The organism is Mesorhizobium sp. WSM4850 (assembly GCF_055811735.1).
The window spans coordinates 1-221 of record NZ_JBVVPV010000195.1 but is presented as its reverse complement, the minus strand read 5'-3'; the positions used below and the strand labels follow the sequence as shown (position 1 = coordinate 221).

Below are 221 nucleotides of genomic sequence, written 5' to 3'. Positions count from 1 at the left end.
CAGGAGCAGGCCGAGCCCGAACAGGCGGCCAAGCCTGAGAAGCCGAAGGCCAAGGAGCAGCCCGCCGCCGAGCAGGAGCAGGCCGAGCCGGAAAAGGCGGCCAAGCCTGAGAAGCCGAAGGCCGAGGAGCGGCCCGCCGCCGAACAGGAGCAGGCCGAGCCCGAACAGGCGGCCAAGCCTGAGAAGCCGAAGGCCAAGGAGCAGCCCGCCGCCGAGCAGGA

General features: G+C 71.9%; 1 pseudogene. It reads left to right on the top strand.

The window, feature by feature from the left end:
* Window positions 1–221: pseudogene (locus tag AC0L2Z_RS35525) on the top strand (OmpA family protein); the annotation flags it as partial.